General features: G+C 70.8%; 26 protein-coding genes, 1 tRNA gene and 1 pseudogene. 15 read left to right on the top strand and 13 right to left on the bottom strand.

The features are described 5' to 3' along the window. Positions 1 to 536 (top strand): L-serine ammonia-lyase, iron-sulfur-dependent, subunit alpha (locus KIK09_RS24510; protein WP_214321606.1); only part of this gene is annotated, 536 nt, incomplete at its 5' end. On the opposite strand, the gene KIK09_RS24505 is transcribed toward KIK09_RS24510, so the two are convergent. Together KIK09_RS24505 and KIK09_RS24500 are read right to left on the bottom strand one after the other, a co-directional pair. Continuing rightward, positions 533 to 1,039 carry a hypothetical protein gene (locus tag KIK09_RS24505; protein WP_214321605.1) on the bottom strand — a complete coding sequence of 169 codons (507 nt, stop codon included), beginning with the start codon at positions 1,037 to 1,039 and terminating at the stop codon, positions 533 to 535. The genes KIK09_RS24510 and KIK09_RS24505 overlap by 4 nt on opposite strands. Next, a complete protein-coding gene (locus KIK09_RS24500; RefSeq protein WP_214321604.1) occupies positions 1,039 to 1,638 on the bottom strand; it encodes a DUF6286 domain-containing protein in 600 nt (199 codons plus the stop codon). Before KIK09_RS24500 ends, KIK09_RS24505 begins: the two co-directional genes overlap by 1 nt. A 111-nt stretch (positions 1,639 to 1,749) precedes the next feature. On the opposite strand from KIK09_RS24500, the gene KIK09_RS59370 reads away from it, so the two are divergent. Genes KIK09_RS59370 through KIK09_RS24480 form a run of 4 tightly spaced genes read left to right on the top strand, consistent with a single transcriptional unit; the run spans position 1,750 to position 6,084 of the window. Further along, on the top strand, positions 1,750 to 2,388 hold the full coding sequence (locus KIK09_RS59370; protein WP_214321603.1) for a TetR/AcrR family transcriptional regulator: 639 nt from the start codon (positions 1,750 to 1,752) through the stop codon (positions 2,386 to 2,388). After that, positions 2,381 to 3,271, top strand: a complete 891-nt coding sequence (locus tag KIK09_RS24490; protein WP_214321602.1) for an ABC transporter ATP-binding protein — start codon at positions 2,381 to 2,383, stop codon at positions 3,269 to 3,271. Before KIK09_RS59370 ends, KIK09_RS24490 begins: the two co-directional genes overlap by 8 nt. Then, a complete protein-coding gene (locus KIK09_RS24485) occupies positions 3,268 to 4,854 on the top strand; it encodes an ABC transporter permease (protein WP_214321601.1) in 1,587 nt (528 codons plus the stop codon). Before KIK09_RS24490 ends, KIK09_RS24485 begins: the two co-directional genes overlap by 4 nt. Positions 4,855 to 4,890: 36 nt before the next feature. After that, a complete protein-coding gene (locus KIK09_RS24480) occupies positions 4,891 to 6,084 on the top strand; it encodes an amino acid deaminase/aldolase (RefSeq protein ID WP_214321600.1) in 1,194 nt (397 codons plus the stop codon). Between the two features lie 342 nt (positions 6,085 to 6,426). Here KIK09_RS24480 and KIK09_RS24475 read toward each other — a convergent pair whose 3' ends face one another. After that, positions 6,427 to 6,756, bottom strand: coding sequence for a DUF3618 domain-containing protein (locus KIK09_RS24475; protein ID WP_214321599.1), 330 nt, complete (start codon positions 6,754 to 6,756; stop codon positions 6,427 to 6,429). 118 nt (positions 6,757 to 6,874) lie between these two features. Here KIK09_RS24475 and bcp point away from each other — a divergent pair, with 118 nt between their 5' ends. Both bcp and KIK09_RS24465 read left to right on the top strand, forming a co-directional pair. After that, complete coding sequence (bcp, locus tag KIK09_RS24470) at positions 6,875 to 7,348, top strand: thioredoxin-dependent thiol peroxidase (protein ID WP_214321598.1); 474 nt, start codon at positions 6,875 to 6,877, stop codon at positions 7,346 to 7,348. Positions 7,349 to 7,435: 87 nt separating this feature from the next. Continuing rightward, positions 7,436 to 7,519: transfer RNA gene (locus KIK09_RS24465), tRNA-Leu, on the top strand. Between the two features lie 60 nt (positions 7,520 to 7,579). Here the strand turns inward: KIK09_RS24465 and KIK09_RS60630 are convergent. Continuing rightward, positions 7,580 to 7,921: pseudogene (locus KIK09_RS60630) on the bottom strand (HNH endonuclease); the annotation flags it as partial. Here KIK09_RS60630 and KIK09_RS57960 point away from each other — a divergent pair. Further along, positions 7,850 to 8,401 carry a hypothetical protein gene (locus KIK09_RS57960; RefSeq protein ID WP_250573573.1) on the top strand — a complete coding sequence of 184 codons (552 nt, stop codon included), beginning with the start codon at positions 7,850 to 7,852 and terminating at the stop codon, positions 8,399 to 8,401. The pseudogene KIK09_RS60630 and the gene KIK09_RS57960 overlap by 72 nt on opposite strands. A 290-nt stretch (positions 8,402 to 8,691) precedes the next feature. Here the strand turns inward: KIK09_RS57960 and KIK09_RS24455 are convergent, their stop codons facing one another. Continuing rightward, positions 8,692 to 9,120 (bottom strand): hypothetical protein, encoded by a 429-nt coding sequence (locus KIK09_RS24455; protein ID WP_214321597.1) that lies wholly within the window; start codon positions 9,118 to 9,120, stop codon positions 8,692 to 8,694. A 147-nt stretch (positions 9,121 to 9,267) separates the two neighbouring features. Here KIK09_RS24455 and KIK09_RS24450 point away from each other — a divergent pair, with 147 nt between their 5' ends. The 4 genes from KIK09_RS24450 to KIK09_RS24435 all read left to right on the top strand — a co-directional run bounded on the left by KIK09_RS24450 (position 9,268) and on the right by KIK09_RS24435 (position 14,435). Beyond that, positions 9,268 to 10,446 carry a sensor histidine kinase gene (locus KIK09_RS24450; protein ID WP_308164263.1) on the top strand — a complete coding sequence of 393 codons (1,179 nt, stop codon included), beginning with the start codon at positions 9,268 to 9,270 and terminating at the stop codon, positions 10,444 to 10,446. Continuing rightward, complete coding sequence (locus KIK09_RS24445) at positions 10,447 to 11,097, top strand: response regulator transcription factor (RefSeq protein ID WP_214321596.1); 651 nt, start codon at positions 10,447 to 10,449, stop codon at positions 11,095 to 11,097. It begins immediately after the preceding gene. A gap of 107 nt (positions 11,098 to 11,204) precedes the next feature. Next, on the top strand, positions 11,205 to 11,945 hold the full coding sequence (locus KIK09_RS24440; protein WP_214321595.1) for an ABC transporter ATP-binding protein: 741 nt from the start codon (positions 11,205 to 11,207) through the stop codon (positions 11,943 to 11,945). Further along, complete coding sequence (locus tag KIK09_RS24435; RefSeq protein WP_214321594.1) at positions 11,946 to 14,435, top strand: ABC transporter permease; 2,490 nt, start codon at positions 11,946 to 11,948, stop codon at positions 14,433 to 14,435. Between the two features lie 62 nt (positions 14,436 to 14,497). Here KIK09_RS24435 and KIK09_RS24430 read toward each other — a convergent pair whose 3' ends face one another. The 5 genes from KIK09_RS24430 to rph form a co-directional block, all read right to left on the bottom strand. Next, entirely contained in the window at positions 14,498 to 14,767 is a 270-nt protein-coding gene (locus tag KIK09_RS24430; protein ID WP_214321593.1) for an SUKH-4 family immunity protein, read from the bottom strand. After that, positions 14,764 to 15,549, bottom strand: a complete 786-nt coding sequence (locus KIK09_RS24425; RefSeq protein WP_308164262.1) for a toxin glutamine deamidase domain-containing protein — start codon at positions 15,547 to 15,549, stop codon at positions 14,764 to 14,766. Before KIK09_RS24425 ends, KIK09_RS24430 begins: the two co-directional genes overlap by 4 nt. A gap of 25 nt (positions 15,550 to 15,574) precedes the next feature. After that, positions 15,575 to 17,155, bottom strand: a complete 1,581-nt coding sequence (locus tag KIK09_RS24420) for a molybdopterin-dependent oxidoreductase (protein WP_308164261.1) — start codon at positions 17,153 to 17,155, stop codon at positions 15,575 to 15,577. A gap of 62 nt (positions 17,156 to 17,217) precedes the next feature. Further along, a complete protein-coding gene (gene rdgB / locus KIK09_RS24415) occupies positions 17,218 to 17,805 on the bottom strand; it encodes an RdgB/HAM1 family non-canonical purine NTP pyrophosphatase (RefSeq protein WP_214321592.1) in 588 nt (195 codons plus the stop codon). Then, positions 17,802 to 18,521, bottom strand: a complete 720-nt coding sequence (gene rph / locus KIK09_RS24410; RefSeq protein ID WP_214321591.1) for a ribonuclease PH — start codon at positions 18,519 to 18,521, stop codon at positions 17,802 to 17,804. The genes rdgB and rph overlap by 4 nt, the downstream gene beginning before the upstream one ends. An 83-nt stretch (positions 18,522 to 18,604) precedes the next feature. Here rph and KIK09_RS24405 point away from each other — a divergent pair, with 83 nt between their 5' ends. Continuing rightward, the gene (locus tag KIK09_RS24405; protein WP_214321590.1) at positions 18,605 to 19,828 is read left to right on the top strand and encodes an MFS transporter; all 1,224 of its coding nucleotides are present in this window, start codon (positions 18,605 to 18,607) and stop codon (positions 19,826 to 19,828) included. Here KIK09_RS24405 and KIK09_RS24400 read toward each other — a convergent pair. The 3 genes from KIK09_RS24400 to KIK09_RS24390 all read right to left on the bottom strand — a co-directional run bounded on the left by KIK09_RS24400 (position 19,825) and on the right by KIK09_RS24390 (position 22,275). Continuing rightward, positions 19,825 to 20,583, bottom strand: coding sequence for an MBL fold metallo-hydrolase (locus KIK09_RS24400; protein WP_214321589.1), 759 nt, complete (start codon positions 20,581 to 20,583; stop codon positions 19,825 to 19,827). The two genes, KIK09_RS24405 and KIK09_RS24400, sit on opposite strands and share 4 nt — an antisense overlap. Beyond that, positions 20,580 to 21,422 (bottom strand): glutamate racemase, encoded by an 843-nt coding sequence (murI, locus tag KIK09_RS24395; protein ID WP_214321588.1) that lies wholly within the window; start codon positions 21,420 to 21,422, stop codon positions 20,580 to 20,582. The genes KIK09_RS24400 and murI overlap by 4 nt, the downstream gene beginning before the upstream one ends. A 64-nt stretch (positions 21,423 to 21,486) precedes the next feature. Next, positions 21,487 to 22,275 carry a thioesterase family protein gene (locus KIK09_RS24390; protein WP_214321587.1) on the bottom strand — a complete coding sequence of 263 codons (789 nt, stop codon included), beginning with the start codon at positions 22,273 to 22,275 and terminating at the stop codon, positions 21,487 to 21,489. Positions 22,276 to 22,379: 104 nt separating this feature from the next. On the opposite strand from KIK09_RS24390, the gene KIK09_RS24385 reads away from it, so the two are divergent. After that, a complete protein-coding gene (locus KIK09_RS24385; protein ID WP_214321586.1) occupies positions 22,380 to 22,700 on the top strand; it encodes a hypothetical protein in 321 nt (106 codons plus the stop codon). Positions 22,701 to 22,881: 181 nt separating this feature from the next. Beyond that, positions 22,882 to 24,651 carry a DUF3352 domain-containing protein gene (locus KIK09_RS24380; protein WP_250573572.1) on the top strand — a complete coding sequence of 590 codons (1,770 nt, stop codon included), beginning with the start codon at positions 22,882 to 22,884 and terminating at the stop codon, positions 24,649 to 24,651. Positions 24,652 to 24,699 lie beyond the last annotated feature (48 nt).

The following is a 24,699-nucleotide window of genomic DNA, read 5'->3' as shown; positions in this document are numbered from 1 at the left end:
CCGGGGGCCGTATCGTCACCGCGCCCACCAACGGCGCCGCGGGCATCATCCCGGCCGTGCTGACCTACTACAACCGGTTCGTGCCGGGCGCCGATGACGACGGTGTGGTGCGGTTCCTGCTGACGGCGGCGGCGATCGGGGTGCTGTTCAAGGAGAACGCCTCGATCTCCGGTGCCGAGGTCGGCTGTCAGGGTGAGGTGGGTTCGGCCTGCTCGATGGCCTCGGCCGGGCTGACGGAGGTGCTGGGTGGCACGCCGGAGCAGGTGGAGAACGCCGCCGAGATCGGTATCGAGCACAATCTGGGGCTGACCTGCGACCCGATCGGTGGTCTGGTGCAGATCCCGTGCATCGAGCGCAACGCGGTGGCCTCGATCAAGGCGATCACCGCCGCCCGTATCGCGTTGCGCGGTGACGGCCGGCACTTCGTCTCGCTGGACAAGGCGATCAAGACGATGCGGGACACCGGGCGGGACATGCTCGACAAGTACAAGGAGACCTCGCGCGGCGGCCTGGCCGTCAACGTCATCGAGTGCTAGCGGCGCACGTGGATGCGCACGACAGCGCCCAGTTCGTCGTTGCTCACCTCGCGCCGGATGCGGCCGACCAGGTCGCCCTCCAGCTTGCCCACCACCGACCCGACGTCGGCGGTGGCCGGGCAGGTGAGGGCGACCCGCAGGCGGTCACTCTCGCCGACGACGCGGACGGCCGCCCGGTTGATGCCTTCGATCTCCTTGAGCCCGATGCACAGCAGCGCCGTGCCGGTGCCCGTCCGGGCGCCGCGACGGCCCCAGCCCAGGCACAGCAGCAGCCAGCGCAGGCACACCAGCGACAGCATCAGCATGCCGAGCGCCCCCAGCCACAGCACCCACGAGTGGTCGGCCGCGAGCTGCGCCGTGCGCTCCGGGAGGATCTTGCCGCGGGGTGACAGCCCGGGCAGGTAGTTCAGGCCGCGCAGGTGCCCGTAGACCCCCGCCGCCAGCAGGACCCCGCCGACGACCGCCAGCCCGACCCGGTTGCCCGAGTACTGGCGCATCCTCATCACAGGCCCCTTCTGCGCAGGCGCACCACGACCTCGCCCGTGCACAGCGCGCCCACGCCCGCGAGCCTGTCGCCCACCGCGGTGCCGACCTGGCGCAGCATCGCCCCCGAGCTCTCCGGCCCGGTCATGACGGTCACCTCGATGGTGCGGCGGCGCAGCCGTACGGTGGCCCGCTCGACCCCGTCGACCTGCTGCGCCACCGCGCGCAGCGTGCGGCGCAGCCCCACCCGCGTGACCCCGATGACGATCAGCGGGTCGCGCGTCTCCACGGGCACCAGCCTCGACCGGCCCGGCATCGCGGCGAGCAGCAGCAACCCGGCACCCGCGATGGCCACCATCAGTGCCGCGTACGCCAGGTCCCACCAGCTGTGCCGCCCGGCCAGCTCGATCACCTCGTCCACCGGCACCAGTCCGAGCGGCTTGCCGAGCAGCGCGGAGACCACCTCCGCGGCCGTCAACCCCAGCCCGGCGGCCAGCGTGAACGCCACCACGGCCCCCGCCGGCGTCCTGGCGGGTTTCAGCACCCGGTTCGCCCTGCGAAGAGGTGTTTCCTGCTGGGAGATCGCGACACCGGGCAATATCTGCTGGAGCGTGGTCATCACACCGACCAGAGGTACACGGACCCGGTAACCGCTGGACCGCGCCCCCGCCGCCGATTTGCCGGATCATTACGCTCGCATCACTACACAAGCGTGTAGTACGCTGCACGTGTGTGTAGCCAACGAGACCTCGACGACCTCACCGCCCGCGCCCGGATCCGCGAGGCGGCCCTCCTGCAGTTCGGCGAGCTCGGCTTCGAGCGCGCGACGATCCGCGGGATCGCCGAGGCGGCGGGAGTGTCGTCGGGCCTGGTGCGCCACCACTTCGGCTCCAAGGAGGCGCTGCGCGACGCCTGCGACGAATACCTGGTCAAGGCCGTCGTCCAGATCAACGACCAGGTCAGGGCCTCCCCCACCCCACCCGAGGAGAACTACGTGGCGGTGGCGGGCGCGGCCTTCGGCCCGTACCAGCGCTACGTCGCGCGCGCACTCACCGAGGGCCGGGCGGCGCCCCTGTTCGACAAGCTCGTCGAGCTGAGCGCGCAATGGCTGGCGGAGCTCGACGCCAAGCGCCCCGACCCGCCCACCGTCTCCCGCCAGGCCCGCGCGACCGTGGGCGCCGCGATGGCGCTGTCGGTGTCGATCCTGCACGAGCACGTCTCCCGCGGGCTCGGTGTCCCCGCGTTCTCCCCCGAGGGTGCCGACCTGCTCGCCCGCGCTCTGCTCGACCTCTACTCCCACCCCTATCTCACCCCCGAGGAGGCCGCCGAGCATCTGGCACGCCTCCCCAGAAAGGCCCACGATGACTGACCCGATTGCGACAAGCGGTTTGGTCAAACGGTTCGGCCGCACCACGGCCCTCGACGGGCTCGACCTGACCGTCCACACCGGCGAGGTACACGGATTCCTCGGACCCAACGGCGCGGGGAAGAGCACCACGATCCGCATCCTGCTCGGCCTGCTGCGCGCCGACGCCGGCACCGTCAGGCTGCTGGGCGGCGACCCGTGGGACGACGCCACGACGCTGCACAGCCGCCTGGCCTACGTGCCGGGAGACGTCACGCTCTGGCCGGGACTGTCCGGCGGCGAGGTCATCGACCTGCTCCTGCAGCTGCGCGGCGGCGCCGACCGCGCCAGACGCGACGAGCTCGTCGAACGCTTCGACCTCGACCCGCGCACCAAGGTCCGCGCCTACTCCAAGGGCAACAGGCAGAAGGTCGCGCTGATCGCGGCCCTGGCCTCCGACGCCGAGCTGCTGATTCTCGACGAGCCCACCTCGGGCCTCGACCCGCTCATGGAGGTCGTCTTCCGCGACGTCGTCCGCGAGGAGCAGCAGCGCCGCGGCCGCACCGTGCTGCTGTCCAGCCACATCCTCGCCGAGGTCGAGGCGCTGTGCGACCGCGTCACCATCATCCGCGACGGCCGCCAGGTCGACTCCGGCAGCCTCGCCGAGCTGCGCCACCTCACCCGCACCTCCATCAGGGCTGAGCTGTCCGGCCCCGCCGACGGGCTGGCGCGGCTGCCGGGCGTGCACGACCTGCGGATGGACAACGGCACGGCCCGCTTCGACGTCGAGCAGGGCGCCCTCGGCTCCGTGCTGTGCGCGCTCGACTCGCTCGGCGTGCGCGGCCTGGTCAGCGGGCCTCCCACGCTCGAGGAGCTGTTCCTGCGCCACTACGAGGTGACCCGATGAACGGCAGGCTCGTCCGGCTGGCGCTGCGCCGCGAACGCGCCGTCGCCCCCTGGTGGATCGTCCTGCTCGGCGTGCTGGCGCTGGTGCTGGTCTCCTACATCAAGCGCAACATGGGCACGCCGGAGAAGATGGCGGGCTACGTCGAGGTGATCAACCACAACAGCTTCTTCCGCGCGCTCGGCGGCGGATCCGTCGTCGCCGACCTCGGCTACATGGCGGCCTGGCGCAGCGGCGGCTTCCTGTACGTGCTGAACGGCCTGGCCGCCCTGATGGCCGTCATCCGCCACACCCGCGCCGACGAGGACACCGGCCGGGCCGAGCTGATCCGCGCCGGCGCGCTCAGCCGCTTCGCGCCCCTGACCGCAGCCCTGCTGGTGGCGGGCGGCGTCAGCCTCGCCGGCGGGGCCGTGCCCGCCCTCCTGCTGATCGCGATCGGCCTGGACCCTGCGGGATCGCTGGCCTACGGCGCGGCCGTCGCCGCCGCGGGCCTGGTGTTCGGCGCGATCGCGGCCGTCGCCGCCCAGCTCGCCGGCACCGCCCGCACGGCCAGGATCGTCAGCCTGACGATCCTCGGCGCCGCCTACCTCCTGCGCTACGCCGGCGACGCCACGGGGATGTACTGGATGAAGTACATCTCGCCCATCGGCTGGAGCCACCTGGTCGTGCCGTACTGGGGCGACCACTGGTGGGCGCTGGCCGTCCCGATCGCGGTCGCCGCGGTCCTGGTCGCCCTGGCCTACCAGCTGCTCGACCGCAGGGACCTGGGCGCGGGCCTCATCCCCGAACGCCAGGGCCCGCAGACCGCCCCCGCCCTGCGCGGACCGATCAGCCTGTCGTGGCGCCTCAACCGCGGCCTGCTGCTGAAGTGGGCCGCGGGCATCGCCGCCTTCGCCGCGGCGGCCGGCGGCGCCAGCACGCTCGCCGGCCAGCTCGCCAACATGCCGGGCGGGATCGGCAACCAGCTACTGCAGGGCTTCGGCGGCAGGCCGGGAGCGCACGCGCTCGACTACGGGATCTGGGCCATCATCCTCATCTTCGCGCACGTCATCGCGCTGTATCCGGTGCTGATGGTGCAGCGGCTGCGCGCCGAGGAGACCTCGGGCAGGGCCGAGGCCGTCCAGGCCACCCCCATCACCCGGCTCAGGTGGGCGCTCGGCCACCTGGTGGTCACCGGGCTCGGCACCGCGGCGCTGCTGGCCGTCGCCGGGCTTGTCTTCGGCACGCTGTTCGGCTTCCTCGTCGGCGATCCGTCCTCGGACATCATCCGCGTCCTGGCCGGGACGCTGCTGACCGTGCCCGCCGCCTGGCTCGTCGGCGCGGTCTGCCTGTTCGCCTACGGCCTGCTGCCGCGCGCCGCCGTGCCCGTCTCGTGGCTGGTCTGGGTCGCGGTGGCGGTGCTCGGGCGGGTGGCCGGCCCGCTGTACGGGCTCTGGGGCGGCACCCCCTTCGAGCCGTTCCACTACGTCCCCGACACCGTGGCGGGCGAGCCGTTCACTCCCGTGCCCGCGCTCGTCATGGTCGCGCTGTCGGCCGCGCTCCTGGGCGGCGGCCTGCTCGCGCTCCGCCGCCGTGACTTCGGATGAATATGAACTCAGCTCATATTCAGTTACGCTGCCTCTATGGACGACCGCCACCGCTACGACCAGGCCACCGCGGACCTCGAGCCCCCCTTCGCGATTCTGGACCTGGCGGCTCTGCGGGCCAACGCCGCTGATCTCGTACGGCGGGCCAAGGGCAAGCCCATCAGGGTGGCGAGCAAGTCCATCCGGTCACGCCCCGTGCTCGAGCGGATCCTGGCGATGGACGGCATTCGCGGCATCATGGCCTTCACCCTGCCCGAGGCGCTCTGGCTGGCCTCCCGCGGTCACCGCGACATCCTGGTGGCCTACCCGACGGTGGACCGGGAGGCCCTGGCCGAGTTGGCCGCCGATCCCCGATCCTGCGACGAGATCACGCTCACTGTCGACTCCGCCGAACACCTGGACTTCATCGAGGCGGCGGTCTCGTCGGTGGTCGCCCGCTCCGAGATCCGGATATGTCTGGACATCGACGCCGGATTTGTGGCCCTCGGCGGGAAATTCCGGGCAGGAGCCTTGCGGTCCACGATCCGCGAACCCGAGCAGGCCGCGGACCTGGCCGCCGAGGTGGCCAAGCGGCCCGGGTTCCGCCTCGTCGGGCTGATGGCCTACGAGGCCCAGATCGCCGGCGTCGGCGACGACCCTCCCGGCAACGCCGCCTTCGCCCGGGCCGTCCGCTTCGTGCAGGCACGATCTGCCAGGGACCTGATCGTCCGCAGGGGCCGCATCGTGAACGCCGTCCGCCAGTTCGCCGACCTGGAGTTCGTCAACGGCGGCGGCAGCGGCTCGGTGGAGCGGACCGTGCGCGAGAAGGCCATCACCGAGGTGGCCGCTGGGTCCGGGTTCTTCCACCCAAGACTGTTCGACTTCTACCGCGGCTTCACCGGGCATCCCGCGGCGCTGTTCGCCCTGCCGGTGGTGCGCAGGCCCGCGCTGGACGTGGTCACCGTGCTCGGCGGCGGCTACCTGGCCTCCGGCGCCCCAGGGCCCAGCCGGCTCCCCCAGCCGTACCTGCCCGCCGGGCTGCGCTTCTCCCGCGACGAAGGCGCCGGTGAGGTGCAGACGCCGCTGATCGGGCAGACCGCCGAGGACCTGCGGGTGGGCGACAGGGTGTGGTTCCGCCACGCCAAGTCGGGCGAGCTCTGCGAACGCTTCGACACCCTGCACCTGATCGACGAGTACTCGGTCGTGGAATCAGTGCCGACCTACCGCGGCGAAGGCAAGACGTTCCTGTAATCCCACGCTTCCGGACTCACCCGGTACGGCGAGCCGTCCGCACCCGGCGCCGAACCGCCACGGTGCCCGGCTCCGCGCCACCCTCTTGGCCGGGGTTCGGGACGGCTCCGCTTCGAGGCAGCACGCCGCACTTGGGTTCGTGGCAGCACGCCGTACGTGGATTCGTGACTGCACGCCGCACTTGGGTTCGAGGCGACACGCCGTATGTGGATTCGAGGCGGCACGCCGCACTGGAGTTCGTGGCGGCACGCCCTACTGGGGTTTGAGGCGGCGTGCCGTACGTGGGTTCGAGGGGCTGGGCGTACCTGGGTTCGGGGTGGCATGCCGTACTGACTGAGGGGGTCAGCTGCGACGGCGGCGGCGCCACAGGACGATGGCGGCGCCCACCACCAGGGCCGCGCCGACGCCGATGAGGACGGGCGCGAGGCTGGGAGGCTCCTCCTCCCAGAGCCGGTCAGGGTCGTCGGCGCGCTCCACCGAGCGGGGCGCCAAGCCGAGCGCGTCGCCCACGGACGCCACGAACCCGGTGGCGCGCGACTTGACGTCCGCGACCGTGCGCTCGGCGACCCGTTTCGGGCTCACCCGGTCGGCAATGGCGTCGACCGTTTGCGCCAACTCCGCGCGCGTCCGCGCGATTCGCCGCTCCAGTTCGTCGGGATTGGTGTCAGCCATGGCTCTCCTCTCGACCGCGCGCATTCCGCTGTGGTCGCGATCAGTCTGTCAGGTCGCGGCGCCCCGCGGGACAGCGGGCGGGCCGGTAGGTTTTGCCTGAAGAACTCTGGAGGGCATCATGACCGAAACCAAGCTCGCGCAGGGCGACGCGGCGCCCGACTTCACGCTGCCGACCGCCGACGGGAACACTGTCTCGCTCGACGACTACCGCGGCAAGCGGGTGATCCTCTATTTCTACCCCGCCGCGATGACGCCCGGATGCACCAAGCAGGCCTGCGACTTCCGCGACAACCTGGGCCAGTTGACGTCCGAGGGGTACGTGGTCCTCGGCGTCTCGAAGGACAAGCCGGAGAAGCTGGCCAAGTTCGTCGAACGTGACGCCCTGACCTTCCCCCTGCTTTCCGACCCCGGCCTGGAGGTCCACAAGGCCTACGGCGCCTACGGCCCGAAGAAGCTGTACGGCAAGGAGACGATCGGCGTCATCAGGTCCACGTTCGTCATCGACGCCGACGGCAAGATCGACCAAGCCCTCTACAACGTGAAGGCCACCGGCCACGTAGCCTCCCTCAAGAAAAAACTCAACCTCGCCTGACACCGCAGGCTGGGCCCGGCTTTCTCGGTACGGCCGTTCGGATCGGAACGCTAGACTGAGCCGGGTCCCGATTCGGCGGGACCGTGCGCGGGCGTGGCGAAATCGGCATACGCGGCAGGTTTAGGTCCTGTTGGTGGAGACACTGTGGGGGTTCGAGTCCCCCCGCCCGCACATCTGTCCCCGGTTCCGCCCGGCGAACGTCGGGGTCTGCGAGTGGCAGTTCAGGCACAGCAGCCGAAGATTGTCGCGCCGGTTGTCGAGCGGATCCCCGTTGATGTGATCGACCTCGAGGATCAGTGGCGCGCCCTGCCAGGTGTCGCCCGTCCCGCACTTCGCGCAGACGCTGGGAACTCCCAGCCAGGCCAGCGCGCGCCGGAGTGCGGATCCCGGAGTCCGTCCCTCCCCTCGCGGACGCCTGACGAGGATCGAGGCAGGGTCTTTCCAGGGGCGGCGCAACTCCGCACTGGTGGGTTCGCGACGGAAGTGGGTCGTGTCGATGCCGTGACGCCCTACGAAGCGCAGGATCCGCCGACGGTTGGCCTCGCCGTACGGCAGGCCCAGCCGACGTATCACCTCGGCCACCGAGGTCGAGTCCGCCACGGCACGGCACACCTCTTCCCTGTCGATGCCGAGCCGCCGGAAGCCGGCGGGCTCCGGGATGCCGAGGGCACGCAGGCGGCGGCGCACTTCGTCGCGCGTGCCACTCCGCACGGGCAAGTCGAGACGCCGGAGCACCTCGCTCAGGCTCCGGGCATCCCGCACAGCCGATGTCAGCCTCTCGCGGTCGATCGCGCCCAGGGATGTCGGCGATGGGCGCGAAAAATGCGCCGTGCTGATGTGTGCCGCCTTTATCCGCCGTCCGATGTGGACATGCGCGCCGCCGCTGCGCGGAATCCCCAAATGGTCGAGCACTTCATAGACACTCGTCGCCCCGGCCACCGCCTCGGCCAATCGCGCGATCGAGTATTTCGTCCACTGTGGGCGCCGGAAGTGCCGCGTATCGAGGCCGAGTTGCTCGATTCTCCGCTTCACCGTCGCCCGGCTCCCGCCTGAGTTGTTCATCCCCAGCAAAGCCACGACTTCTGTGATCGATCGGGCCTGCCGGACAATCCTCGTGAACGAATCAGCCGGGAAATCGCCGAGCGCCATGGCGGAAAACTATCGACCCGCGCCGACACTCCCCTGACGTGGTCGGCCTCTCGTCTGATGCCGTCTCATGACGTACGGCAAGGCCGCCGAGCCGCCACCCGCCGCACGGAGCTGAGGACCTCCAGGGAGACGCCACTCCTGAAGAGATGGTGGCTGACCGCCGTTACGACGAAACGTAAGGCGGGCACCCGCGATCACCCCGTACGGGTCGGCTTCGGCACCGGTGTCGCCGTGGGTGGAGGTGGAGGCTGATACGGCTCCACGTACGGCGGCGGATACCGGTAGTAGCAGGGCCCGGGCCCGCAGTCGTCATGGAACCGCTGCCAGCGCGGGTAGTAGTCGTACATGTGGCGATCCCCACGATGCACGTACCCGCTGATCACCGCCACGGCCCCGCCTCCGAGCAGCCCGCCGACGACGAGCCCGACCAGCCCGGCCAGGATGATCTGCGCCGTCTTCTGCCGCATGAAGTCGCGGAACCCGTCGCCCCGAGGAGGAGGCGGCGCCGCGGCGGGCACTGTGTGGCTCTGCTGGGTGTCCGCGCTCTGATCCCCGGCTGGGGCCGAGCCGCGTGACGCTTCCTCTTCGTCACGCGGCTCGACATCGCGATCATGATCCGCCATCACGATCTCCCTTTACTCGCCCCACAGGGGCGCTCCCACAACCAAGAGTGCCTGCGGACCCGTAAGACCCGTGTAAGACCTGGGTCGTAGACCGACTTCCAACTCCAGGCGGACAAACGCGCGCCGGGGGTTACATATCGTGAGTGTGTGTTCGGCAGGGTTTGGGCCTGGTCCAAGAGCCACGGCATGCTGGTGGACGCCCTGCGGGTGGCGCCTCTCTTCGTGCTGTGCCTGGGCATGGCGATCCCGTACAGCAGCATCACGCCGCACGACCCGGGCACGTACCTGGGGGTGGCCGGCTATCTGGGCCTTTCAGCGCTGCTGCTGGTGCCGTTGCTGTGGCGGCGCCGGCGTCCGCTGGTCGTCTTCGCGGTCGTCGCGCTGGTCTGCTTCGGCCAGTGGCTCGTGGGCACGGATCCGTTGCCGGCCAACCTGGCGGTCCTGGTCGCGCTCTGGTCGGTGACCTACCTCAGCTCGTTCCGCTGGGCGCTGGCCGCGTGCGCGGTCACCGAGGTGGGCGTGTGGCTGGCGCTGGTGCACTGGGACCAGGTGACGCTCAGCCTGTTCTTCAGCGGTTCGATCCTGGTCGTCACGATCTGGATCACTGGCCTGTACGCCAACACCCGCCGCCGCTACCTGGAGAGCCTGGAGGAACGCGCGGAACGCGCCGAGCGCGAACGCGACCAGCAGGCCAGGATCGCCGCCGCGGCCGAGCGCACCCGCATCGCCAGGGAGCTGCACGACGTGGTGGCGCACAACGTCAGCGTCATGGTGGTCCAGGCCGACGGCGCGGGTTTCGCCATCGACTCCGACCCGGAGCAGGCGCGGCTGGCCGTACGCAACATCTCCAAGACCGGCCGCGCGGCGCTGGCCGAGATGCGCAGGCTGGTCGGCGTGCTGCGCCAGGACGAGGCGCCCGGCACCGACTACCTGCCGCAGCCGGGCCTGGCCCAGCTGGAGGAACTGGTACGGCAGGCCGGCGTGCCCGCCGAGCTGCGCATCGAGGGCCCGCCGTGCGAGCTGCCCGAGGGGCAGCAGCTGGCCGTCTACCGCATCGTGCAGGAGGCGCTGACCAACGCGCTCAAGCACGGCGGCCCCGGCGTGCGCGGCCTGGTGGAGCTGCGGTACGGCGCGGCCGAGCTGACCCTGCGGATCACCGACGACGGCAGGGGCGCGGCGACCCCCAGGAGCGCCGACGGTCACGGCCTGATCGGCATGCGCGAGCGGGTCGGCATGTACGGCGGGGCCGTGTCGGCCGAGCCCAGACCGGGCGGCGGATTCGAGGTCCTGGCCACGCTCCCGGTGGCCGAACGGAAGGCGGCGTAGATGATCAGGGTGATGCTGGTCGACGACCAGGAGCTGCTGCGCGCCGGGTTCCGCATGGTGCTGGGCGCCCAGCCCGACCTGCAGGTCGTGGCCGAGGCGGCCGACGGCGCCGAGGCGCTGGAGAGGCTGGCCACCACCGAGGTGGACGTGGTGCTGATGGACGTGCGCATGCCGCGCATGGACGGCGTGGAGGCCACCGCCCGCATCGACGGGCCCAAGGTGCTGATCCTGACCACGTTCGACCTGGACGAGTACGCCTACGCAGCGATCAAGGCGGGCGCCTCCGGGTTCCTGCTGAAGGACGTGCCGCCGGCCGATCTGGTGGCGGCGATCCGCGCGGTGCACGGCGGCGACGCGGTGATGGCGCCGAGCACGCTGCGGCGGATGTTCGACCGGTTCGCCGCGCAGCTGCCGACCGAGAAGCTGCCGCCGGCGAGCGGGCTGACGCCGCGCGAGCAGGAGGTGCTGCTGATGGTGGCGCGCGGGCTGTCGAACCTGGAGATCGCCGCCGCGCTGGAGGTGGCCGAGGCGACGGTCAAGACGCATCTGGGCAGGATCCTGGCCAAGCTGGAGCTGCGTGACAGGGCTCAGGTCGTGGTGTACGCCTACGAGGCGGGTCTCGTGGTCCCCTCCTATCGGCCGAACGGCTGACTCCGGGTCATCTCACGGCCTACGCGAAGTCCCTCCTCAGGGCCCATATTTCCTGAACATTCCGGCCGTAGCGTGGTTCGCGTTCTGCAACCGACCAAGGAGTGAACGTGACCATCACCGAGACGCGACATGCCGTCGTGGCCCGGGGCCTGACCAAGGTGTACGGGCAGGGCGACGCCCAGGTGCACGCCCTGCGAGGCGTGGACGTGGCCTTCGAGACGGGCGCGTTCACCGCGATCATGGGCCCGTCGGGGTCCGGCAAGTCCACGCTCATGCACTGCCTGGCCGGGCTGGACGCGGCCTCCACCGGGACCATCCACATCGGTGACGTGGAGCTGACCGGGCTGACGGACAAGCAGCTGACGCTGCTGCGGCGTGAGCGGATCGGTTTCATCTTCCAGGCCTTCAACCTGCTGCCGACGCTGACGGCCGAGCAGAACATCCGGCTGCCGCTGGAGATCGCCGGCCGCCAGCCCGACCAGTTGCTGTTCGACCGGGTGATCGAGACGGTCGGGTTGAAGGACCGCCTCAGCCATCGGCCGACCGAGCTGTCGGGCGGCCAGCAGCAGCGCGTGGCCGTGGCCCGCGCGCTGATCAGCAAGCCGCAGGTGATCTTCGCCGACGAGCCGACGGGCAACCTCGACTCCCGCAGCGGCGCCGAGGTGCTGTCGTTCCTGCGGGCGAGCGTGCGAGAGCTGGGTCAGACCATCGTGATGGTGACGCACGACCCGGTGGCCGCCGCCTACGCCGACCGCGTGGTGTTCCTGCGCGACGGCGAGCTGGTCAGCGAGCTGCTGCAGCCGACGCCGCAGTCGGTGCTCGACACGCTCGTGAAGCTGGAGGCGTAGGTGTTCAGGACGGCTCTGGCCGGGCTGCGCGCCCACAAGCTCAGGCTGCTGCTCACGTCGCTGGCGATCACGCTGGGTGTGGGCTTCATCGCGGGCACGTTCGTGCTCACCGACACGATCCAGGCGGGTTTCTCGCAGCGGGTCACGGCGGAGGCCGACAAGGTGGCCGTGGCCGTCGGGGTCAAGGAGTCGCCGGCCGTACTGCCGAAGAAGCTGCTCGAGCAGGTGCGCGGCGTCCAAGGGGTGACCGAGGCGCAGGGCCTGGTCAGGGCGGCCGCGCCGCTGCTCGGCAAGGACGGCAAGGTCGCGGGCAACCTGCCCACCACGGCGATCTCCGTCGTGCCCGGCGCGCTCAACCGCACCACGATCGTCTCGGGGACCGGGCCGGGCAGCGACGACTCGGCGGTGGTCGTGGACAAGAACACGGCCAAGACGCAGGGCATCAAGGTCGGTGACACGGTCGGCGTGCTCGACCCGAAGCAGGGCAGGCACGAGTTCAAGGTCGTCGGCCTGTTCGACACCGGCGTCGACCAGGAGCTGGGCTTCACGGGGGCGCTCGGCTTCACCCAGGCCACCGCTGAGCGGATGACCGGGGCGAAGGGCTTCCACGAGATCGACGTCGCCGGATCCGACCCGGCCGCGCTCAAGCAGGCCATCACGGCCGCCCTGGGCAAGGGCTACACGGTGATGACCGGGCAGGAGCTGGCGGGCCGCCTGGCCCAGGGGGCGGGGGTCAGCACCGAGTTCATGACCGCCGGGCTGCTGCTGTTCGGTGCGGTGGCGATGATGGTGGCGGCGCTGGTCATCTACAACACCTTCAACATCCTGGTGGCCCAGCGGACCAGGGAGATGGCGCTGCTGCGCTGCATCGGGGCGACGCGCAAGCAGGTGTTCGGCTCGATCCTGCTCGAGTCGGCGGTCGTGGGGCTGCTGTCGTCCGTGCTGGGGTTGCTGGCCGGATACGGGCTGGGCACGCTGGCCATGACCGTGCTGCGCGCCTTCGACGCGCCGCTGCCGACGGGTGCCGCGGTCTCGCTGGCGCCCAAGACGATCGCGATCGGGCTGGTCATCGGCCTGGCGGTGACCGTGGGCGCCGCGCTGCTGCCCGCCCGCGCGGCGACCAGGGTGGCGCCCATCGCGGCGCTGCGCACGCAGGTGGAGGAGCAGTCGTTCCGCACCGGGGCGCTGCGCATGGTGTTCGCCGGGCTGTTCCTGCTGGCCGGGATCGGCACGACGGTCGTCGGGGTGATGATGAAGCCGGGCAGCCAGCTGCCGCTGTTCGTGGTGATGGGCGGCGGGGTGCTGACGTTCCTGGCCGTGCTGATCCTCGGGCCGGTGCTGGTCAGGCCGCTGAGCGCGGTCGTCGGGTGGATCCCGGGGCGGCTGTTCGGCGTGCCGGGCAGGCTGGCGGTCGACAACTCGGGCCGCAACCCCAGGCGGGCGGCGACCACCACGGTCGCGCTGACGATCGGCGTGACGCTGATGACGCTCATCTCGGTGATCACCGCCTCCACCCGGGTGACGCTGACGGCCAAGCTGGACAGCCAGTTCCCTGTCGACTACTTGCTGACGACGCAGCAGCGCGACGCGGCGGTCCCCCGCTCGATCGCGGAGGAGCTGCGGACCCGGCCCGAGCTGACCTCGGTGGTGCAGATCCGCGAGAAGGACGCCAAGATCGGCAAGCAGCCCACGTCCGTCGGCACGTTCTCCGGCCCGCTCAAGCCCGCCCTCGTCAGCGGAACCCTGCAGGGCATCGGCCCCGGCCAGGCGGCCGTCGACTCCAAGGCGGCCAAGAACCTGGGCGTACGGCTGGGCGGCACGGTCTCGGTGCGCACGGCCAAGGCGGGAACGGTCCCCCTCAAGGTCGTCGCGATCGTGAACGGCAGCGACTCGCCGCTTCCGGCGGTCACCGTGGCGGAGCCGGTCTTCGACGACTACTTCGGCAAGGTCCCCGACTCGCGGGTCATGGTCAACATCAAGGACGGCATCCCGCCCGACCAGGCCCGCAAGGTCGTGGACGCCGCGGCCGCCGCCTACCCGACGGTCCAGGTGACCAGTTCGACCGACGTGCGCGGCCAGTTCGACGACACGCTCGACATGGTCCTCATGATCGTGACAGGTCTGCTCGGCCTGGCGATCCTCATCTCCCTGCTCGGCATCGCCAACACCCTGTCGCTGTCGGTCCACGAACGCACCAGGGAGTCGGCCCTCCTGCGCGCCCTCGGCCTGACGCGGCCGCAGCTGCGCCGCATGCTGTCGGTGGAGGCCCTGGTCCTGGGGCTGATCGGCGCCCTGGTGGGGGTGGCGCTCGGCACGGTCTTCGGCTGGGCGGCGATCCACACGATGGTCGACGGCGCCCGCTTTTCCGCCCCCGCCGGACAGATCGCCCTGTTCGTGGCGCTGTCGGGCCTGGCAGGTGTCCTGGCCGCCGTGCTGCCCGCCCGCAGAGCCGCCCGTGCCTCGATCGTCGGCTCCTTGGCTGCGGGCTAGCGGCCGGATGAGACCAGTGCGGGGCGGTCAGGCGGGTTGCAACTCCTCGCCGCCCCGCACTTTCACCTCGGAGCGCGGTCCGGCCACTGGGCGGCCACGGTTTCGGGGTCGAGCAGCGGCCGGATCGCCACCTCGCCGGTGGTCGCGTCGATGACGATGCAGGCGCCGCCCGCGGTGGCGGGCAGGGCGGCCGGGTCGTCGGGGTCCGGCTCGCGGATCCAGGCCACGTGGCCGCCGGGGAAGGCGTGGACGCCGACCGTGACGGGGTCGTCGGCCGGCCGTACGCCGTTGAAGTACTCCTCCGCGAGGGCCCGCGCCTGGTCCAGGTTCATCGGGGCTGTCCTTCCCTGTCGAGGATGACGGAGAAGACGCCTGTCACGTTGGTGTAGGGCGGTTCGACGGCCATGTGGCCGCGCAGGGCGTCGATCCAGACGACCTCGCCGTGGTGGTTGACCGCGTTCCAGGCGTGCGCGCCGCCCGACGGCCAGCGCACCACGATCACCGCGGCGGCGCCGTGACCGGCCTCGATGAGCCGCCGCGCCAGCAGCGGGTAGGCGTGCCGCCCCTGGCCGGCGCACTGGATCGGATGGCCGGCCCAGCGCTCGATCCTGGCCGTGCCGCCGGTCTCGCCGGACAGCAGCGGCCTGCCGAGCCTGTCGTACTCAGGTGTCCTGGCCGCGGCCGCGGCGGGCTCGCCGTGCCAGGTCGACAGGACGGCCAGCGCGCAGTCGACGGCGTTGGACGCGCGGAACGGGTCGTCGGCCGGCCCGCCGCCGTTGATGAGCCGCACCCAGGTGCCGCGCGGGTCGGGGAAACGCGTGCCGGTCGGCACCGCCCGCGCCAGGTCCCGCTCGACCTGCGGGTCGGGTGGCGCGAGCCCGCCCGCCGTCCCGTACGGCCGGCAGTCGGCGAGCCGTGGCGGCCGCCCTTCCCTGTCGAACCAGTCGCGGACGCCCGGCGCCGGGGCGCGCTCCTGCGGCGAGCCGTCCTCGGCGGCGCGCTCGTAGTCGAGCCACCGCAACCCATCGCCCACCATCGGGTTGTACTGCCCGCCGCCCGGGACCACGTCCTGCCTCCTGTCACGACCGACCACCGATCGTATGCGGACGATCACGCTCAGGAGGCAGGATCGGGAAAAGTCACGCGACGTTCACGCCGATGGTGTGCCAGCCGGAGGCCCCGTCGGGCGCGGGGAGCGCCTCCTGCTCGGTCTGCGTGCGGCCCGCCGCGTCGGTGGCCCGCACCTGGATCGTGTGCGCCCCGGAGGTGGCGTCCCAGTCGAGCATCCACTGCCGCCAGGTGTCGGGCCCCGGGACCGAGGCCAGCCTGGCCTGCCGCCACGGGCCGTTGTCCACCCGCACCTCGACCGCGGAGATCCCGGTGTGCTGCGCCCACGCCACCCCGGCGATGACCGTGCGGCCGGCCTTCAGGCTCGCGCTGTCCCCGGGCACGTCGATGCGCGACTCGGTCTTGATCGGCCCCTTGGCCGCCCACCCGCGCGGCGTCCAGTAGGCCTGGTCCCTGTCGAACCTGGTCACCTTGATGTCCACCACCCACTTGGTGGCCGACACGTACCCGTACAGCCCTGGCACGACCTGGCGAACGGGGAAGCCGTGCTCGGTCGGCAGCACCTCGCCGTTCATCGAGAAGGCGAACAGCGCGTCCCTGCCGTCCATGACCACGTCGACGGGCGTGCCGGCGGTGAAGCCGTCGTCGGAGGTGGACAGCAGCATGTCGGCGCCGGACTGCAGGCCCGCCTCGCGCAGCACGTCGGCCATCCGCACGCCCAGCCAGCGGGCGTTGCCCGCGTACGGGCCGCCGACCTCGTTGGACACGCACGTCAGCGTGACGTAGGCCTCGGTGAGCGGGCGCCTGAGCAGGTCGTCGAAGGTGAGCTCGATCGGGCGGTCGACCATGCCGTGGATGCGCAGCTTCCAGGCCCGGGGGTCGACCTGGGGGACGATGAGGGCGGTGTCCACCCGGTAGAAGTCCCGATTTTTCGTGATGAAGGAGGACAGGCCGTTGACGTGGAAGTCGGTACCGGCAGGCAACGGTACGGCGGTCGCGCGAGGCAGCGCGAGGCTGCCCCTGGCCATGTCCACGGCCTTGCGCCCGCCCAGTACCTGCCCCGCCACGGTCCCGACCCCGGCCACGACGACGCCTGTCGCGACCCCGGTCAGCAGCCGCCGCCGGTCGAAGGCGTAGAGCTCGTCCCCCGCCCGCATCACCGCGGGCCGTTCGGCTTCCTGCGTCTGCTGTTCGTGGACGTCCTCGGGACTGGGCCGCCGGGTGACGGCGCGGTTCATCAGCCATGCGAGCACCCACATGCCCGCGATCACGCCCACGATGGTCGGGACCACGTCGACCAGAGCGGCGCCCGGCCTGGTCAGCACGGCCGCCACGCCCACGACTCCGAACGCGGCCAGCCCGAGCAGGCCGTACAGAACCCGGCGCCTGGCCAGCACCCCGAGCCCGGCCGCGATCAGCGCGATCACCACGAGCATGCCGCCGAGCAGCGCGGTCTTGTCGTAGGAGCCGAAGGTGTTGATCGCGAAATCTTTGACCGGCGGGGGCGTCAGGTCGATCGCGGAGTCGCCGACCGCGACCACCGGTGACGTCTCGGGCTTGATGAACCCGGCCACGAGCTGCGCCACACCGAGCGCCACCGCGCCGGAGACCAGCCCGGCCAGCGCGGCCGCCCATACTGGAACCACTTTCACGCCATCGACGCTACGCCCGCCGGGGGTCCGGAGTTCTTACGCCCCGGTTACAGCGGCTCCGGCTAGCTGAGCAGTTCCCGGACGATCGGCGCGAGCGCGCGGAAGGCCCGGCCGCGGTGGCTGATGGCGTCCTTCTCCCCGGCCGTCAGCTCGGCGGTCGTACGACTGTCGCCCTCGGGCACGAAGATGGGGTCGTAGCCGAACCCGTTGGTGCCGCGCGGCTCACGGATGAGCCTGCCCGGCAGGATGCCCTCCACCGTGCGCTGCCCGCCGTCGGGCAGGGCCAGCGCGGCGCAGCAGGTGAAGTGTGCGCCCAGATGCCGCTCCGGCACGTCGGAGACCTGGGCGAGCAGCAGCTCCAGGTTGCCCCGGTCGTCGCCGTGCCGCCCGGCCCAGCGGGCGGAGAACACGCCCGGCATGCCGTTCAGCACGTCGACGCACAACCCGGAGTCGTCGGCCACCGCGGGCAGGCCGGCGGCCTGGGCGACGGCGTGCGCCTTGAGCAGCGCGTTCTCCTCGAACGTGACGCCGGTCTCGACGACGTCCTCGATGTCGGGGAACTCCTCCAGGCCCACGATGTCGAAGCCGGACAGAATGCGCCGCAGCTCGGCGATCTTGCCGGGGTTGCGGGTGGCGAGCACGATCTTCACGACGCCAGGGCCTCACGCTGGATCAGCGTCAGCTGCTCGCAGCCGATCACGGCCAGGTCGAGCAGCTGGTCGAGCGCGCCGCGGTCGAAGGGGGCGCCCTCGGCGGTGCCCTGCACCTCGACGAAGCTGCCGTCGCCGGTCATGACCACGTTCATGTCGGTCTCGGCGGACACGTCCTCGGAGTAGCACAGGTCGAGCATCGGCACCGAGCCGACCACGCCCACCGACACCGCCGCGACCGAGCCGACCAGCGGGTCGCCCGGGCACATCTTGCGCTCGCGCATCCAGGCGACGGCGTCGGCCAGCGCGACGTAGGCGCCGGTGATCGCGGCGGTCCTGGTGCCGCCGTCGGCCTGCAGCACGTCACAGTCGATCAGCACCGAGTTCTCGCCCAGCGCCTTGTAGTCGACGCAGGCGCGCAGCGAGCGGCCGATCAGGCGGGAGATCTCGTGGGTGCGGCCGCCGATCTTGCCGCGCACGGACTCGCGCTCGTTGCGGGTGTTGGTGGCCCTGGGCAGCATCGCGTACTCGGCGGTCACCCAGCCCTGCCCGCTGCCGCGCCGCCAGCGCGGCACGCTGTCCTGGACGGACGCCGCGACCAGCACCCTGGTGCCGCCGAACTCCACCAGCACCGAGCCCTCGGCATGGCTGATCCAGTTGCGCGTGATCGTGACCGGCCGAAGTTGACTGGGGGTGCGTCCATCCTGTCGAGACATGCAGATCACCCTATCTCCGGCTCGACATGCCCTTGACCGAATGTGTTCACCACAGCGATCCTTACGCAATGACAATGGGGGTGTTGCGGAACCCTGACTTTCTCCGCTTCCTCAGCTCGCATGTCGCCAACGAACTCGGAGCGAACGTCGCGCGGGTGGCCCTCCCCCTGGTCGCAGTGGTGATCCTGCACGCCAGCCCGCTGGAAGTCGGCACGCTGTCCGCGTTACAGACCACCGCGTTCCTGCTCATCGGCTTACCCGCGGGGGTGTGGGTCGACAGGATGCGCAAACGGCGCGTGATGATGGGCGCCGACGCGGCCAGGTTCCTGCTGCTCGGTAGCATCCCGCTGGCGGAGTCGTTCGGGCTGCTTTCGATCCAGATGCTGTTCGCGGTCGCCCTGCTGGCGGGGGCGGCGCAGGTGTTCAACGACGTGGCGGACCAGACCTACCTGCCCGACCTGGTGCATCGGGAGAACCTGAGCAACGGCAACGCCAAGCTGGAGACCGTCAGGTCGGGCGGCATGCTGGCAGGCCCCAGCCTCGGCGGTCTGCTGGTGGAGCTGCTCGGCGCGCCGCGGACGCTGCTGGCCACCGCGCTGGCCTCGCTCGGGTCGCTGCTGTTCCTCGGCACCATCAAGGAGCCCGACCGCGAGCCCCACCTCACCGAGCGCGGCGGGCTGACCCGGGGCATCGGCGAGGGGCTCGCGTTCGTCTGGCGCGACCGGCTGCTGCGCGTGATCGTCATGACCACGGCCTACACGAACCTGTGCATCAACGGCGTGCTCGGGCTGTCGGTGCTGTTCCTGTCCGACGTGGTCAAACTGCAGCCCGGCGTGATCGGCGTGCTGCTCATGTCGGGCGCCGTCGGCGGGCTGCTCGGCGGCTTCACCAGCGGCTATCTCATCAGGAGGTACGGCACGGCCAGGGTGATGTTCCTGGCCATGGTGATCAGCTCACCGTTCGGCCTGCTGCTGCCGATGACGCACGCCGACTGGCGGGTGTGCTTCTTCACGATCACCTCCATCGGGCTGTCGTGGGGCGCGATGCTCTACAACGTCGGCCAGGTCACCTACCGCCAGACCGTCGCGCCCGAGCACCTGCTTGGGCGGGTCAACGCCACCGTGCGGTTCGTGGTGTGGGGCACCATGCCGATCGGGGCGCTGCTCGGTGGCCTGCTGGCCCAGCATCTGGGCGTGCGCGACGCGCTGTGGCTGCTGATGAGCTTCCGGCTGGTGGGTTTCCTGCCGTTGCTGTTCTCCCCGCTGCCGTACGTGCGCGACTTCTCCGAGCTGCGGGCCAAGTCCTAGCCGCGGGCCAGCTCGTAGACCGCGCCGCTGCGCGCCAGCTCGATCGGCCCGCCGTACCCGCCGCGGGTGGCGTCATCCAGCACCCTGGTCTGGTCGTTCCAGGGCACCAGGTGGGTGAGCACCAGCCTGGACACCCCGGCCTTCGCCGCGTGCTCGGCCGCCTGGCGGCCCGACAGGTGCAGGTCGGTGGGCAGGTCGGGCTTGTCGAGGAACGACGCCTCGCACAGCAGCAGGTCGGCGCCCTCGGCCAGCTTCACCAGTTCCGCGGACTCGCCGGTGTCACCCGAGTAGGCCACGCTGGTGCCGCCGTGCATGACGCGGAAGCCGTACGCCTCGACCGGGTGGTTGACCAGCCCGGCGGCCACGGTGAACGGGCCGGCCTCGAAGATGCCCGGCGCCAGTGGCACGAAGTCGAAGGCGGTCTCCATGCCGGGCTCCTCCGGCATGCCGTAGGCGGCGGCCATCCTGCGCGGGGCGTCGGCCGGCGCGTACACGGGGATCCTCGGGTACGGCGCGGCGGGGCCGTAGGTGCGGGCGACGTGGTAGCCGCACAGGTCGAGGCAGTGGTCCGCGTGCAGGTGCGACAGGCAGATGGCGTCCACGTCGTAGAGCCCGATATGCCGTTGGAGCGCTCCCAGCGACCCACTCCCGAAGTCGAGCAGCAACCGGAACCCCTCGGCCTCCAGCAGGTAGCAGGAAGCGGGGCTGTCGGGCCCGGGGAAGCTTCCCGAGCAGCCGACGATGGTCACCTTCATGCGGGCCTCCCATCAGAGGTGGTACCCCCTGGGTTGGTCGTCGAGTTCCACTCGACTATCTCGACCGTATCGATCTCCGGGCCCAGGAAGCGCTGCCCGAGCTGGGCGAAGAGCAGGGAGTCGCCGGTGGCGCGGAACCGGTGCCGGGGGGTGGCGTCGGTCCCTGCGGCCAAGCCGCGGTCGTGCAGGACGCGGTAGACGTCCTTGGCCGTCTCGTCGGCGCTGGAGACGAGCGTGACGCCGTCTCCCGCGACGTAGGAGATGGCCCCGGTGAGCAGCGGGTAGTGCGTGCAGCCGAGGATGACCGTGTCACAGTCGGCGGCCTGGATGGGCACCAGGTACTCGCGTACCACCTCGATGAGTTCCTCGCTCATCGTCTCGCCGCGCTCGACGTACTCCACCAGGAGCGGGGCGGCCACTCCTGTGAGCTTGACGTCGGGTGCGGCGGCGAAGGCGTCGTCGTAGGCCATCGACGCGATGGTGGCGCTGGTGGCGATCACGCCCACCCGGCCGTTACGGGTGGCACGCACGGCCCTGCGGGTGGCGGGCTGGATCACCTCGACCACCGGCACGTCGTAGCGCTCGCGGGCGTCCCGCAGGACGGCGGAGCTCGCGCTGTTGCACGCGATCACGAGCATCTTGACCCCGCTGTCGACGAGGTGGTCCATCACCTCGAGGGCGTACCTGCGCAGTTCGGCGATGCGTTTGGGGCCGTAGGGCTGGTTGGCGGTGTCGGCGACGTAGGTGATGGACTCGTGAGGCAGCTGATCGATGATCGCTCTGGCGACCGTCAGGCCGCCCACCCCGCTGTCGAAGATTCCGATGCTCGCGTCAGGCACGACTCCGAGGGTAAGCGACCTGCTACGACTTCACTGCGTAAGAATGCTCACAGTGCTGTCCGTGTTACCCACGTCCCACCCGCGCCAGCTGGCGTGACTGGGCGACCAGGCGGCCCGCGGAGTCCCAGACCTCGACCTCCTCGTCGAACCAGCCGTCGGAGACGAGGCGGCCGGTGCCGTGCAGGGTGAGCCAGCCGGGCGCGGGCAGGGCGCGCAGGTGCCAGGTGAGGTCGACGGTCGGCGCCCAGCCGCGGGCGCCGGCGGAGAAGACGACCGGCGGGAGGGCGTCGACGGCCAGCGCCATCACGTACGGGTCGGGGTCCTGGGGTTCCGACATGCGGAAGTAGGCGCGCGACTCCGGCCTGCCGGTGGGCTCGCCCTTGAGCCAGCCGATCGTGGGCGGGTCGAAGCGGAGCTCCATCTGGGCGTTGAGCGTCATGTTCGACTCGGGCTTGGGATCAGGTAGCTGCACGCACTCCTCGATCGGCGGCATGTGCGGCGCCTGGTCGCTGTAGACCGGCTCGGCCTCGCGCAGGGTGGCCGTCGTGATCAGGCCTTCGATCTGCGGAACGCCGTCCTGCAGGAGCGTGGCCCTGGTGAACGCCGCGGTCTTGCCCGCCTTCAGCTGCTGCAGCCGCACCTGCGCCGGGCCCACGACCGGGGCCTTGAGGAACTGCGCGGTCTGGCTCACCGCGTGCTCGAACGGCGAGGCGTCCACCGCCGCGCGCAGGATCACCGCCATGAGGTATCCGCCGTTGAGGGGCACGCCGATCGCGTAGCCCGGATCGAGGCAGACGTCATAGGTGTTCTCGTCGACCCTGATCGCCTGGGTGGCCTCGTCGAACTTCGTCATGCGCCAACTCCCGAATATAATTCTATTAGGCCCCATACTCTACGGCATCGGTCCATCAGCGCGCCTACCTGCGAAAACGTGATTCGGCTGCAAGAGTCTCGATCATGGCAGGTGTTTCCGAACTCATGGGTCAGTCCGTCTGGGACTGCCGGGGGGTGTGGGTCGGTCACGTCGTCGACGTTCGCGTGGTCAAGCACAAGGGCGAGATGCGGCACTCGGTGTACGGGCTGCTCGTCTCGGGCCTGCGCGGGCCCGTGTTCATGGGGCTGACCAGGGGGCGCGAGGGGCGCTTCGGGTGGCTGTCGGAGTGGCTGGCGAGGATCGTCTACGTGGGGTGCACGTTCGTGCCCTGGGACACGGTGGACGCATACGGCGAGGGTGAGGTGTTCCTCAAGGCGACGCGAAAGGAGCTGAACCGCGTGTAGATCGGACTTCAGTCTCTTGCAAGCGGCCTGATAGCAACATCAGCTACGTTCACAGTGGCCAATATCCACATTTGTGAGTTGAGTGATGTCTGCTAACAATCCCCCGAATGGTCAGGATCCGGAGAGGACGACGGCCTACCGCTGGGAGCAGGGCCAGCAACCGTCTGCGAATCCTCCCACGATGCCGCTCGGCCAGCCGTACCCGCCGCAGCAGCCCTACCAGCAGCAGCAGCAGCCTTACCAGCCGCCGCAACAGCAGCAGTACGGCCCGCCGCAGTACGGCGGCCAGCAGGCCTACGGGCAGCAGGCGTCCTCGGGGCAGCAGTCCGCCTACGGGCAGCAGGCGTCCTACGGCCAGCAGGACTACGGCCAGCAGGGTTATGCCCAGCAAGGCTACGGCCAGCAAGGATATGGCCAGCAGCAGGTGCACTACGGCCAGCAGCCCGAGTACGGCCAGGCCGAGCAGTTGGGCTGGCAGCAGGCTCCCGGGGGTCCGGGCGAGCCGAAGAAGGGCCGCAAGGGTTGGATCATCGCGATCGCCGCGGCGGTGGCCGTGCTGCTGCTCGGCGGCGGCGCGTACGCCGTGGTGGGCGCCATCGGCGGGGGCGGCACCCAGCCGCAGGAGGTCCTGCCGCCCAACTCCTTCGCCTACGTGCGCCTCGACCTGGACCCGGCGGCCAACCAGAAGCTCGCGCTGTTCCAGCTCGGCAGGAAGTTCACCGTCACCAAGGACGCCTTCACCGGCGAGGACCCGCGCCAGGCGCTGTTCAACGCGATGAAGAGCGATGACGACAAGCTGTCCAAGCTCGACTTCGCCAGGGACGTCGACCCGTGGCTGGGCAGCAGGATCGGCCTGGCGGCCGTGCCCGGCAAGTCGGCCGATGAGCCCGACTTCGCGGTGGCCGTCCAGGTCAAGGACCAGGATCAGGCCCGCGCCGGCATCAAGAAGCTGATGGGCGAGGAGAAGTACGGCCTGTCCTTCCGCGACGACTACGCGCTGGTCACCTCCACGCAGGCGCTGGCCGACCAGTACGCGCAGGCCCAGGGCAGCCTGGCCGACAACAAGGACTTCAGCGACGACCTCGGCGCCGTGGGCGAGCAGGGCGTGCTGTCCTTCTGGTCCAACATCGGGCAGGCCGCGCAGCTGGGCCGCGCCACGATGACGCCGGAGGAGGTCAAGGCGTTCGAGCAGTTCAAGAACGCCCGCTTCGCCGGTGCGCTGCGCTTCGACAGCGCCTACGCCGAACTGGCGGGCGTGCTGCGCGGGGCCGAGGGCCTGGCCGCGGGCGACCTGGAGAACGCCGACCTGAGCAAGCTGCCCGCCTCCACCGCGGGCGCGCTGTCGATCTCCGGCCTGGACCAGATCGTCACCAAGCAGTGGGCCAAGATCCAGGAGTCCGCAGCCGCCACGCCGGCGGGCGAGCAGTTCAAGCAGTTCGTCGAGCAGGCCAAGTCGCAGTACGGCCTGCAGCTCCCCGACGACCTGGCCACGGTGCTCGGCAAGAACCTGACGGTCGCCGTGGACAGCCAGGGCCTGGACGGCGAAACCCCCAACGCCGGCGTCCGCATCGTGACCGACCCCGCCAAGGCGCAGGCCGTGGTGGACAAGGTCGAGAAGGCCATCACCGCGAACTCGGGCGGCCAGCCCGCGCCGCAGCTGGCCAAGGTTCCCGGTGACGGCACGCTGACGCTCGCCACGACGCAGGACTACGCCAAGAAGCTGTCCGAGGACGGCACGCTGGGCGACAGCGAGGCGTTCAAGACGGCGATCCCCGACGCGGGTTCCGACACCTTCGCGCTCTTCGTGGACCTGGACAAGGTCGAGAAGTACTACCTGCAGGGCATGGAGGGCGACGACAAGGCCAACCTGGAGAAGCTGCGCGCGGTCGGCCTGAGCGGCAAGCAGACCGACACGGAGGCGACTTTCTCCCTGCGCGTCCTGTTCAACTAGCGCTCACAAGGGCCGGCCTTCGGGTCGGCCCGGCTCAGGAAAAGGGGC

Origin of the sequence: Nonomuraea sediminis, assembly GCF_018531495.1 — a bacterium.
Lineage (GTDB): Bacteria > Actinomycetota > Actinomycetes > Streptosporangiales > Streptosporangiaceae > Nonomuraea > Nonomuraea sediminis.
This window is presented reverse-complemented; position numbering and strand designations above follow the sequence as displayed.